Source organism: Streptomyces griseorubiginosus, from assembly GCF_017614965.1.
GTDB lineage: Bacteria > Actinomycetota > Actinomycetes > Streptomycetales > Streptomycetaceae > Streptomyces > Streptomyces griseorubiginosus_B.
In genome coordinates this window covers 21,886-32,713 of sequence record NZ_WVUG01000070.1, presented here as the reverse complement: position 1 = coordinate 32,713, position 10,828 = coordinate 21,886, and the positions used below count along the sequence as shown (strand labels likewise).

Sequence of the window (10,828 nt, the reverse complement as noted above, 5' to 3'; positions counted from 1 at the left end):
CCCTTCCAGCAGAGTGGTGTCGGGGATGATGACAAGGAGACGCGACGTCGGCGGCTGCGGCGGAGGCTAGTGGGCGGAGCCGTCGTGCTGGCGCTGGTTTCCGGTGGGGTCGGTGGGATCGTCGGGGCCTATCTGGAGCGGGACGGTGGGCTCGGGACCGTGACGCTGCCGCAGGCCGGGAAAGAGCCCGCGGGGAGGGCGCCGGACAGTGTGGCCGGCATCGCCGCGCGGGCCCTGCCCAGCGTGGTCACCCTGCATGTCACCGGCGTCGCGGAGTCCGGCACCGGCACCGGCTTCGTCCTGGACGACCTCGGGCACATCCTCACCAACAACCACGTCGTCGAGCCCGCCGGGTCCGGCGGCAAGATAACCGTCACCTTCAACAGCGGCGACACCGCCAAGGCCACCGTCGTGGGCCGGGACAGCGGCTACGACCTCGCCGTCGTGAAGGTCACCGGAGTGCGCGGGCTCAAGCCCCTGCCGCTCGGCAACTCCGACAACGTCCAGGTCGGCGACCCCGTCGTCGCCATCGGCGCCCCCTTCGACCTGGCCGGCACCGTCACCTCCGGCATCATCAGCGCCAAGGAGCGCCCGATCACCGCCGGCGGCGACAGCACCGACGGGAGCGACGTGTCGTACGTGGACGCGTTGCAGACGGACGCCCCCATCAACCCCGGCAACTCCGGCGGCCCCCTCCTCGACTCCCGGGGCCGGGTCATCGGCATCAACTCCGCGATCCGGTCCGCCGACGACGGCTCGGACTCCGGCAGCGGTCAGGCCGGTTCCATCGGCCTCGGCTTCGCGATCCCCGTCAACCAGGCAAGGCGTGTCGCCGAGGAGCTGATCAACACCGGCAAGGCCACCCACCCGGTCATCGGCGTCACCCTCGACATGAACTACACCGGCGACGGCGCCCGCGTCGGCAAGAAGGCGGCCGACGGGGGCCCCGCCGTCACCGCGGGTGGCCCCGGAGCAAGGGCCGGCATCAAGGCGGGCGACGTCATCACCGCGGTCGACGGCGTGCGCGTGCACTCCGGCGACGAACTGATCGTCAGGACCCGTGCCCACCGCCCGGGCGACCGCCTGCGGCTGACCGTGCGCCGGGGCGGCGGCGAGCGGACGATCTCGCTGGTGCTCGGGTCCTCGGACAGCAACTGACAGGAACCTCACAGATGGGTTCCAAAACCCTGCCCCACACGGCAAACATCCCGGAAAACCGCCACCCGGACGCACTCGGAACCCTCGGGGCGGTACCGGTCGTACGGGATCGCCGGGTACCGTGGATCCGGCCCGGACCACGGAAGACCCGCACAGACCGCCGAGGGCCGAGGACCGAGGACATCGCGAGGAGCTTCAGGTGTTCAATGACATAGGACCGCTCGAGCTGCTGACGATCATTGTGCTCGCCGTGCTCGTCTTCGGTCCGGACAAGCTCCCGAAGGTCATCCAGGACGTCATGCGGACGATCCGGAAGATCCGAGAGTTCTCGGAGAGCGCCAAGGCGGACATCCGGCAGGAACTGGGCCCGGAGTTCAAGGACTTCGAGTTCGAGGACCTCAACCCCAAGACCTTCATCCGCAAGCACCTGGACAGCGAGGACCTGGGGCTGAAGGAGATCCGTAACGGCTTCGACCTGAAGAAGGAGATGGCCGAGGTCACGGAGGCGGTCCAGAGCTACGACACCGACGGTCCGTCCTCGTCCTCTTCCTCGTCGTCCTCGTCGTCTTCCTCGTCCTCCGGTGGCCGCATCGACATGACGAAGAAGCCCGAGGAAGACGACCGGCCGCCCTTCGACGCGGACGCCACCTGAGCCGTACCGCCCGTGACAGCGGGGGGCGTCGAGACCGTCGTACGTGACGCGTTTCATAGTCCGTCGCGGCCTCTCGCGGCCTGAACCCGCCCTCCTGCGCGACCCACGCGCCGGTAGGTTTCCCGGCTGCCCGGAGCGGGGTGGCTATGCTGCCGAGTTGTTGTGCGGACCGGACGAGTCAGCCCGAAGGGGGGCGGGCCGCTCCGGTCCGACGAGAGCGAGGAGGCGTCCGGGCAATGGAGACGACGAGTCGGGCAGTCGCGCAGGCGCCGGCCGCGGAGGGCGGACAACAGGTCCCCTCCGCCCGGCGCACGGTCGACGGCTACCTGCAGGCGCCCTTCCCGTGGTACGGCCTCGACGAGGCCTTCACGGGGCCGCGCTGGCTGATGCAGGTCGGAACGGCGGCCGACGGTGCCGTCGAACACGGGTCGATCGGGCACGGCGACGAGCCCTCGGTGAAGAACGAGGTCGGCTCCGCCGGTGAGCCGCGGGAGAAGTTCGCGGTCGTGGTGACGGTCGCGGCGAACCCCTCCCGCAGGAGCGCCGACGGTACGGGGCTGCTGGAGGCCACCTCGGTCTCCTCGGCGGCGTGGCTGGCCGGGGTGGGGCTGCTGTCGTTCACCTGGCCCGGGCAGATGGACCACAGCCTCCGGGACGACTGGCTGGAGCAGCAGACGGAGACGGCGTGGGCGCTGGCCGACGATCTCGCGGGCCCCGAGTGGTCGACGCTGTCCCTGCCGGTGGACGGCGTGCCCACCCCCTTCCACTACCGCGAGTCCGAGTTCGGCTGGGTGCTCGCCGGGTCCACGCAGGCAGGGGTGCACGTGGGGGCGTACGGGAGAGGGATGAGCGCGTACGGGCTGGGCTTCGCCATGATCAAGGACATCGGCACGTACGCCTGACGACGACGGGACGACGACGGGACGACGACGGGGCACCATCCGCACCGGATGGCGCCCCACAGTCACCCAGGACTTGCTCGCTAGAACTTGTTCTTCGGGGTGATCCCCAGGGACAGTCCCGAAAGACCCCTCTGCCGTCCGCCCAACTTGCCCGCGATGCCGCGCAGTGCCGCGCCCGCCGGGCTCTCCGGGTCGGTCAGGACGACCGGCCTGCCCTCGTCGCCGCCCTCGCGCAGGCGGACGTCGATCGGGATGGAGCCGAGGACGGGGACCGTCGCACCCGTCGTGCGGGTGAGGCCGTCGGCGACCGTCTGGCCGCCGCCCGTGCCGAAGACGTCGACCATCTCGCCGCAGTGCGGGCAGGGCAGACCCGACATGTTCTCGACCACGCCGACGATCTTCTGGTGGGTCTGTACGGCGATGGAGCCCGCCCGCTCGGCGACCTCGGCCGCCGCCTGCTGAGGCGTCGTCACGACCAGGATCTCGGCGTTCGGGACCAGCTGGGCGACCGAGATGGCGATGTCACCGGTGCCGGGCGGCAGGTCGAGGAGCAGGACGTCCAGGTCGCCCCAGTACACGTCCGCGAGGAACTGCTGCAGCGCCCGGTGCAGCATCGGGCCACGCCAGACGACCGGCGCGTTGCCCGGGGTGAACATGCCGATGGAGATGACCTTCACGCCGTTCGCCGACGGCGGCATGATCATGTTCTCGACCTGGGTGGGGCGGCCGTCCGCGCCGAGCATGCGCGGCACGCTGTGGCCGTAGATGTCGGCGTCGACGACACCGACCTTCAGACCGTCCGCGGCCATCGCCGCCGCCAGGTTCACCGTCACGGACGACTTGCCGACGCCGCCCTTGCCGGAGGCGACCGCGTACACCCGGGTGAGCGAGCCGGGCTTGGCGAACGGGATCTCCCGTTCGGCCTGGCCGCCGCGCAGGGCGTTCGCCAGCTCCTTGCGCTGCTCGTCGCTCATCACGTCCAGCGAGACGTCGACGCGGGTGACGCCCTCGACCCGGGAGACCGCGTCGGTCACGCGCTGGGTGATGGTCTCGCGCATGGGGCAGCCGGAGACCGTCAGGTACACGGTCACCGCGACCGCCCCGTCCGCGCCGATGTCGACCGATTTGACCATCCCGAGTTCGGTGATGGGTCGGTTGATCTCGGGGTCGTTCACCGTCGCCAGTGCCTCGCGCACCGCGTCTTCGCTAGCCATAAGGACGATGGTACGGCTCGGTAGCCTGGCCCCGGTAAGCCCGTCACCGGTCGTCTACGTCACGTCCGCGGGACCGTTCTGCCGGGAATACGGCGTGTTCGTGGTGGCCGTCCTTGCGGTAGTCCAGCTCCTTCATCAGGTCCTGCAGCTCGGAGCGGATCCAGTCGCGGGTGGCGACCTCGCCCAGGCCGATGCGCAGGGCGGCGATCTCCCGGGTCAGGTACTCGGTGTCGGCGATGGACCGCTCGTTCTGCTTGCGGTCCTGCTCTAGGTTGACCCGGTCCCGGTCGTCCTGCCGGTTCTGCGCGAGCAGGATCAGCGGGGCCGCGTAGGAGGCCTGCAGGGACAGCATCAGGGTCAGGAAGATGAACGGGTAGTTGTCGAAGCGCAGGTCCTTCGGCGCGAAGACGTTCCACGCCACCCACAGGATGATGACGACCGTCATCCAGACGATGAACCGTCCGGTGCCGAGGAAGCGCGCGATGCGCTCCGACAGCCGCCCGAAGGCCTCCGGGTCCCACTCGGGCAGCAGCCGCCGGCGCGGCGCGCGCGGCTGGTCCAGACGCACCCGGGTGCGCGTCGTCGCCGTCGCGCCCGCCGGGGTGCGCTCACGGGTGCTCTCCCGCTCAGGCGTCATGAGCGGCCACCCCCTCGGCACCCTCGTTGCCGGCGTCCTCGTCCAGGTGGAACTCGGTCTCCCGCCAGTCCTCGGGCAGCATGTGGTCCAGTACGTCGTCCACGGTCACCGCGCCGAGCAGCGACCCGGCCTCGTCCACCACGGGCGCCGCGACCATGTCGTACGTCGCGAAGAACCCGGCGACGACGGGCAGCGCCGCGTCGGGGTCGAGCGGCTGCAGGTCGTCGTCGATGATCGAACTGACCAGGGTGTACGGGGGGTCGCGCAGCAGCCGCTGGAAGTGGACCGTGCCCAGGTACTTGCCGGTCGGTGTCTCGTCCGGCGGACGGCAGACGTAGACCTGGGCGGCGAGGGCGGGGGAGAGGTCGCGGTTGCGGACGCGGGCGAGCGCGTCGGCGACGGTGGCGTCCGGCCGCAGCACGATCGGCTCGGTGGTCATCAGACCGCCCGCCGTGTGCTCCTCGTACGACATCAGGCGCCGCATGTCGGCCGCGTCGGCGGGCTGCATCAGGCTCAGCAGCCGCTCCTTGTCCGCCTCCGGCAGTTCGGAGAGCAGGTCGGCCGCGTCGTCGGGGTCCATGGCCTCCAGGACGTCGGCGGCCCGCTCCTCCTTCAGCTTGCCGAGGATCTCGATCTGGTCGTCCTCCGGGAGCTCCTCGAGGACGTCGGCCAGCCGGTCGTCGTCGAGGGCGGCGGCGACCTCGGCGCGCCGCTTGGCGGAGAGATGGTGCAGGACGTTCGCCAGGTCGGCCGGGCGCAGCTGCTCGAAGGTGGCCAGAAGGCTCTCCGCGCCCTGTCCCTGCTCCTCCAGGGAGAACCCGGTGACGGCGGACCACTCGACGGTCAGCTGCTCGCCCTTGGCCCGCCTGAAGGCGCCGGCCTTGCGGCCCTTGCGGACGAAGACGCGGTCGACCTCCCATTCCCTGCGGGCCGGCAGCTGCTGCACGGACACGTCGAGGACGGTGACCTCCTCGCCGGTGTCGACGAGCGTGACCCGGCGGTCCAGCAGCTCCCCGAAGACCAGCCGTTCGGTGGGGCGTTGCTCGAAGCGGCGGACGTTGAGCACACCGGTGGCGATGACCTGGCCGGACTCGATGCTGGTGACCCGGGTCATCTGCAGGAAGATGCGGCGCCGGGTGGGCAGTTCGACGACGAGGCCGAGCACACGCGGGGGCCTGCGGCCGACGCGCAGCATCACGACCAGGTCGCGCACGCGCCCCACCTGGTCGCCGTTGGGGTCGAAGACGGGGACGCCGGAGAGGTGCGAGACGAAGATCCGGGGGGCGGCGCCTGCCATGGTCGTGCTTCCTTTTCGTGCGGGGTTCGTGGGGCTGTGCTGTTCCGAATTGCCCGCTCGGGTGGGCTTCAGGCTAGCCCGTCCCGATCGGATATGCCCTGGTGGACGGTCCGGACGGACCGGCTCCGCCGGTGGCCGCCGACCCCTGTAGGGTGCCGAGCACCGTTCAGGACAGCCGTTGAGAAAGGCAGCCGTGTCTGTGACTGCGAGGTCCGAGGGCCGTACTCGTCGGGCGGTGGTGGCCGGTGCCGTGTGTGCGCTGGTCGTGACGGGGAGCGGGTTTCTGACGGGGTGCGGTGAGGATCCCGACGCGGGTACGAACGGGGTCGGCAAGCTGTCCGCCGACACGATCCAGTCCAGAACGCGTACGGCCGCGCGGTCCGCGTCCGCCGTACGGCTCGCCGGAGACGTCGTCACCAATGGCCGTACGTACCGGCTCGACATGCGGCTGAAGCCCGAGGGAGCGACCGGGTCGGTCACCTCCAAGGGAGTGGCCTTCGGGCTGCTGCGCATCGGCGAGCGGCTGTACCTGAAGGCCGGCGCGGGCTTCTGGAACCACGCCGACGGGGACCACGGCACCTCGGCGGCGGGCAAGCTCGACGGCAAGTACGTGAAGGTTCCGCAGGGCGACCCCGCGTACAAGAAGTTCAGCGGTTTCACGGACAAGGACGTCCTCCTCGAAGGGCTGCTCACCCTGCACGGTTCGCTGGCGACGGACGGGCACCACGAGCAGGCGGGTACCCGCACGATCCGCATCACGGGTGACAAGGGCTCAGGGGGCACGCTGGACGTGTCCCTGGAGGGCAGGCCGTATCCGCTGCGCCTGCAGCGTGCGGGCGGCGCGGGCACGCTGACCTTCTCGGCCTGGGACAAGGACTTCACCCTGGCGGAGCCGGGCAAGGACGAGACGGTGGACTACGGCAAGCAGCTGCCGGCGTCCTGAGGGCTCATCGGCGGCGCTTCTTCTTTTTCAGCAGCAGCCGGGGCAGCCCCGCGGGGACGGGCCTTCGGGTCGTGGCCGGCGTCGGCAGGGGCGCCTCGGCCAGGCTGTCGTCGGGCAACGGCGTTGTCGCCCCGGTCGGTTCGAGCCGCAGCACCCGGCAGGTGCGGGCCCAGCGCTCGGTCATCGCCTCCCCGTCGGGCGCGTTGAGGCGCTTGCCCTTCAGCTCGGCGACCGTCGCCTCCCAGGCCTCCGTACCGGACGCGAGCTCGACGACCTTCGCGGACCAGGAGACCAGTCGGCCCCCCTTGTCCTTGCTGCGCACGGTGACCTCGGCGGTGGTGCCGTCGGTCAGTCCCGGCAGCGACTGCTCGCCCGGTCCGTCGCCCACGACACACGCGGCACCCTCGTGCCACACGTGCCACAGCGCGCGGGCCGGCCCGCCCGGGCCCCGGACCCACACAAGGCCGGACTTCTTGGTGGCCTCCTCGACGAGGGCCTGGTCGAGCAGCTCGCTTGTCATGGGCGGAAGCCTATCCAGACGGCTCACAGCCAGCCGTTGCGCTTCAGCGCCCGGTGGATGCCGACACAGAGCACGACCGTGAGGCCGAGGACGGTCGGATAGCCGTAGCGCCAGTGCAGTTCGGGCATGTGGTCGAAGTTCATGCCGTAGACACCGGTCACCATCGTCGGTACGGCGATGATGGCGGCCCAGGCGGTGATCTTCCGCATGTCCTCGTTCTGCGCGACGGACGCCTGCGCGAGGTTGGCCTGGAGGATGGAGTTGAGCAGCTCGTCGAAGCCGACGACCTGTTCCTGCACGCGGGCGAGGTGGTCGGCGACGTCCCGGAAGTACTTCTGGATGTCGGGGTCGACCAGCCGCATCGGCCGCTCGCTCAGCAGCTGCAGCGGCCGCAGCAGCGGCGCCACCGCCCGCTTGAACTCCAGCACCTCGCGCTTGATCTGGTAGATCCGCGCCGAGTCCACACCGCGGGCGACACCGCCGCGGCCCGGCGAGAAGACCTCGGTCTCCACCTCGTCGATGTCGTCCTGCATGGCGTCGGCGACCGCGAGGTAGCCGTCCACGACATGGTCGGCGATCGCGTGCAGCACCGCCGAGGGGCCCTTGGCGAGCAGCTCGGGGTCGTCCTGCAGACGGTGGCGGAGGGCGCGCAGGGAGCCCTGGCCGCCGTGCCGGACGGTGATGAAGAAGTCCCGTCCGGTGAAGCACATGACCTCGCCGGTCTCGACGATCTCGCTGTTGGCGGTGAGTTCGTCGTGCTCGACGTAGTGGATGGTCTTGAAGACGGTGAACAGGGAGTCGTCGTAGCGCTCCAGTTTGGGCCGCTGGTGGGCCTGTACGGCGTCCTCGACGGCCAGCGGGTGCAGCCCGAACTCGCTTGCGATACCGGAGAATTCGGCCTCGGTCGGCTCGTGCAGACCGATCCAGACGAAGCCTCCGTCGCGGCGCACCTGGCGCATGGCCTCGTGCGGGGTGAGCGCCTGCGGTGTCTGGACGCGGGCCCCGTCCCGGTAGACGGCGCAGTCGACGACGGCCGACGGGGTGCCGGGGTCGCGTGTCGTGTCGTACGCGCCGGTGTCCTTGCGCAGGGAGATGCGGGACGGGCGGACCGCGGCGCGCAGGTCACGGATCATCGACATGGCTGGCTCCTTCGTGGCAGGCAGCGAAAGGGCGCCGACGACGGGTGGAACTGCCCGGAATGGGGACGTCCTGACTTCGGGTGTTTGGCACGTCCACAAAGCGGGGAGCACCGCACCGTCGCGGTGGCGAGTTTCGCTGCTGGTTCAGATCAGACAGATCAGGCACAACGAGACGAAGTGCTCTTCCGCATGAGGACTCGTGAAGACTTGAGCGTGAAAGGCGGCGGTCAGCCCAGGCCGGATCAGCTGTATCAGCGGCGGGAAGAGCGAGTGGTACTGCACGGGTGACTTCGATCCATGACAGCCCCACCTCCTCCGGCCGGTCCCTCGTAAGGGACGTTCCATTCCCGTAAGGGAGTCCAACTGGCGTCGGGACTCGATCGCGACGCCACTGCGTGCTGCCCGAACGACCGGGCCAGAGTACCAGTCGCCCAAACTGTCAAGGCGCAGCTTTGCCCGGTACTGACGAGTTCTATGCTCGCCGCATGGTTGATGTTCTTCCTCTGGTAGAGGCAAGGTTGCGCTCCGCGCTGGGCGAACCGGACGCCCGCGCGGCGGTCACGTTCCTCGGCACGGACCGCATCGAGGTGCTCCGCTTCCACGAGGGCGACATCGTCCGCTACGCCACGCTCGGCATGTCCGCGCAGCCGATGAGCGACCCCACGGCGACGCTCGCCGACCCGGTGAAGGGACCCCGCGCGGAGCTGGTCCTCTCGGTGCGCGCGGGCCTCGCCGACACCGACAAGGCACTGCGCCCGCTCGCCGTGCTCGCCGCGTCTCCGCAGGTCGAGGGGGTGATCGTGGCACCGGGCGCGTCCCTCGACATCGGTGAGCCGCTGTGGCCGGGCGCCCCGTTCAGCTCCGTCCTGGTCGCCGAGCCCGGCGGCCTGGTCGAGGATCTCGCCCTGGACGAGCCGCTCGACCCGGTCCGCTTCCTGCCGCTGCTGCCCATGACGGCGAACGAGGCGGCCTGGAAACGCGTCCACGGCGCCCAGGCCCTCCAGGAGCGCTGGCTGACGCACGGGACGGACCTGAGGGATCCGTCCCGCGCGTCGGTCTCGCTGGCGTGAGCAAGCTCACCAACGGACGGCCGGATTCCGTCAGTTGGCAAAGACGGTGACACCGTCCTCGGACGCGTGCCGCGTCTCCAGCTCCTCCGCCATGGGGGTCCCCCCGCTCGAGCGAAGCCGAGAGTGGGGGAGGGTGAGTGCGTTACGCCGTACGAGGACCACCAGCGCGCCCACCGCGGCGGTGATCGCGGCCACCACGAACGGGATGTGGATGTCGGTCCACTCCTCGATCTTCGGCGCGAAGTAGGGCGCCGCGGCCGCCGCGAACCAGCGCACGAAGTTGTAGCCGGCGCTCGCCACCGGGCGCGGGGCGTCCGAGACGCCGAGCGCCAGTTCCGTGTACACCGTGTTGTTCACGCCGATGAAGGCCCCGGACAGGACGGTGCAGACGACCGCCGTGGTGTGGTCGCCGTAGCCGAGGACGAGCACGTCGACCGCGAGCAGCACCAGTGAGCCGCCGAGCACCTTCAGCGAACCGAACCGCTTCTGCAGGCGCGGCGCCACGATCACCGAGAAGACGGCGAGCAGCACGCCCCAGCAGAAGAACACGGCACCGGACTTGTAGGGCGTCATGTTCAGCACGAACGGGGTGAAGGCCAGCACGGTGAAGAACGTGTAGTTGTAGAAGAACGCCGAGGCGGCGGCGGAGGCGAGGCCCCCGTGCCCGAGCGCCTTGATCGGGTCGAGCAGCGAGGTCTTCCGCGCGGGCTTCGGCTGCTCCTTCAGGAACGCCGTGATGCACAGGAAGCCGACCGCCATCAGGAAGGCCGTACCGAAGAACGGGTAGCGCCAGCTCTGGTTGCCGAGCAGTGCGCCCAGCAGCGGGCCGCAGGCCATGCCGAGGCCCAGGGCCGACTCGTACAGCAGGATCGCCGCCGCGCTGCCGCCCGCCGCCGCGCCCACGATGACCGCGAGGGCGGTCGAGACGAACAGCGCGTTGCCGAGGCCCCATCCGGCCCGGAAGCCGACGAGTTCGGCGACCGAGTCCGAGGTGCCTGCCAGGCCCGCGAAGACGACGACGAAGGCGAGGCCGAGGAGCAGCGTCCTGCGCCCGCCGATCCGGCTCGAGACGAAGCCGGTGACCAGCATCGCCACCGCCGTGATCAGGAAGTACGAGGTGAAGAGCAGGGAGACCTGGCCGGCGGTGGCGTTCAGGCCCTTGGCGATCGACGGCAGGATCGGGTCGACGAGTCCGATGCCCATGAAAGCCACGACGGACGCGCCGGCCGTCGCCCACACGGCCTTCGGCTGCCGCAGGATGCCGCCCGCTCCCGCGTCGAATGGGTCGTCCATGCT

At 70.3% G+C, this 10,828-nt stretch carries 11 protein-coding genes; 5 read left to right on the top strand and 6 right to left on the bottom strand.

Annotation, left to right across the window (positions count from 1 at the left end):
- The first annotated feature begins 84 nt into the window (after window positions 1-84).
- The 3 genes from GRC12_RS16075 (at window position 85) to GRC12_RS16065 (ending at window position 2,712) form a co-directional block, all read left to right on the top strand.
- Entirely contained in the window at window positions 85-1,158 is a 1,074-nt protein-coding gene (locus GRC12_RS16075; protein WP_308286558.1) for a S1C family serine protease, read from the top strand.
- 199 nt (window positions 1,159-1,357) lie between these two features.
- On the top strand, window positions 1,358-1,810 hold the full coding sequence (locus tag GRC12_RS16070; protein ID WP_208779919.1) for a sec-independent translocase: 453 nt from the start codon (window positions 1,358-1,360) through the stop codon (window positions 1,808-1,810).
- A gap of 236 nt (window positions 1,811-2,046) precedes the next feature.
- A complete protein-coding gene (locus tag GRC12_RS16065; protein ID WP_208779918.1) occupies window positions 2,047-2,712 on the top strand; it encodes a hypothetical protein in 666 nt (221 codons plus the stop codon).
- Window positions 2,713-2,792: 80 nt separating this feature from the next.
- On the opposite strand, the gene GRC12_RS16060 is transcribed toward GRC12_RS16065, so the two are convergent.
- The 3 genes from GRC12_RS16060 to GRC12_RS16050 are packed head-to-tail and all read right to left on the bottom strand — an operon-like array spanning window position 2,793 to window position 5,860.
- On the bottom strand, window positions 2,793-3,926 hold the full coding sequence (locus tag GRC12_RS16060; protein WP_133044479.1) for an Mrp/NBP35 family ATP-binding protein: 1,134 nt from the start codon (window positions 3,924-3,926) through the stop codon (window positions 2,793-2,795).
- Window positions 3,927-3,969: 43 nt separating this feature from the next.
- The gene (locus GRC12_RS16055) at window positions 3,970-4,563 is read right to left on the bottom strand and encodes a DUF1003 domain-containing protein (protein WP_208779917.1); all 594 of its coding nucleotides are present in this window, start codon (window positions 4,561-4,563) and stop codon (window positions 3,970-3,972) included.
- Window positions 4,553-5,860 carry a magnesium transporter MgtE N-terminal domain-containing protein gene (locus GRC12_RS16050; protein ID WP_208779916.1) on the bottom strand — a complete coding sequence of 436 codons (1,308 nt, stop codon included), beginning with the start codon at window positions 5,858-5,860 and terminating at the stop codon, window positions 4,553-4,555. Before GRC12_RS16050 ends, GRC12_RS16055 begins: the two co-directional genes overlap by 11 nt.
- Before the next feature lie 199 nt (window positions 5,861-6,059).
- Between GRC12_RS16050 and GRC12_RS16045 the strand changes: the two genes are divergently transcribed.
- The gene (locus GRC12_RS16045) at window positions 6,060-6,803 is read left to right on the top strand and encodes a hypothetical protein (protein ID WP_208779915.1); all 744 of its coding nucleotides are present in this window, start codon (window positions 6,060-6,062) and stop codon (window positions 6,801-6,803) included.
- Window positions 6,804-6,807: 4 nt separating this feature from the next.
- Here GRC12_RS16045 and GRC12_RS16040 read toward each other — a convergent pair whose 3' ends face one another.
- The gene (locus tag GRC12_RS16040; RefSeq protein WP_208779914.1) at window positions 6,808-7,323 is read right to left on the bottom strand and encodes a hypothetical protein; all 516 of its coding nucleotides are present in this window, start codon (window positions 7,321-7,323) and stop codon (window positions 6,808-6,810) included.
- 23 nt (window positions 7,324-7,346) lie between these two features.
- On the bottom strand, window positions 7,347-8,462 hold the full coding sequence (locus GRC12_RS16035; protein ID WP_133044484.1) for a magnesium and cobalt transport protein CorA: 1,116 nt from the start codon (window positions 8,460-8,462) through the stop codon (window positions 7,347-7,349).
- 485 nt (window positions 8,463-8,947) lie between these two features.
- Here GRC12_RS16035 and GRC12_RS16030 point away from each other — a divergent pair, with 485 nt between their 5' ends.
- Window positions 8,948-9,532 (top strand): suppressor of fused domain protein, encoded by a 585-nt coding sequence (locus GRC12_RS16030; RefSeq protein ID WP_208779913.1) that lies wholly within the window; start codon window positions 8,948-8,950, stop codon window positions 9,530-9,532.
- Window positions 9,533-9,562: 30 nt separating this feature from the next.
- Here GRC12_RS16030 and GRC12_RS16025 read toward each other — a convergent pair whose 3' ends face one another.
- Window positions 9,563-10,825 carry an MFS transporter gene (locus tag GRC12_RS16025; protein WP_208779912.1) on the bottom strand — a complete coding sequence of 421 codons (1,263 nt, stop codon included), beginning with the start codon at window positions 10,823-10,825 and terminating at the stop codon, window positions 9,563-9,565.
- Window positions 10,826-10,828: the final 3 nt, after the last annotated feature.

Bases quoted from the DNA above. Each gene is read 5' to 3' on its own strand.
- GRC12_RS16040 (WP_208779914.1), bottom strand. From the start codon at position 7,323: ATGACAAGCGAGCTGCTCGACCAGGCCCTCGTCGAGGAGGCCACCAAG.
- GRC12_RS16065 (WP_208779918.1), top strand. From the start codon at position 2,047: ATGGAGACGACGAGTCGGGCAGTCGCGCAGGCGCCGGCCGCGGAGGGC.
- GRC12_RS16030 (WP_208779913.1), top strand. From the start codon at position 8,948: ATGGTTGATGTTCTTCCTCTGGTAGAGGCAAGGTTGCGCTCCGCGCTG.
- GRC12_RS16035 (WP_133044484.1), bottom strand. From the start codon at position 8,462: ATGTCGATGATCCGTGACCTGCGCGCCGCGGTCCGCCCGTCCCGCATC.
- GRC12_RS16050 (WP_208779916.1), bottom strand. From the start codon at position 5,860: ATGGCAGGCGCCGCCCCCCGGATCTTCGTCTCGCACCTCTCCGGCGTC.
- GRC12_RS16055 (WP_208779917.1), bottom strand. From the start codon at position 4,563: ATGACGCCTGAGCGGGAGAGCACCCGTGAGCGCACCCCGGCGGGCGCG.
- GRC12_RS16060 (WP_133044479.1), bottom strand. From the start codon at position 3,926: ATGGCTAGCGAAGACGCGGTGCGCGAGGCACTGGCGACGGTGAACGAC.
- GRC12_RS16025 (WP_208779912.1), bottom strand. From the start codon at position 10,825: ATGGACGACCCATTCGACGCGGGAGCGGGCGGCATCCTGCGGCAGCCG.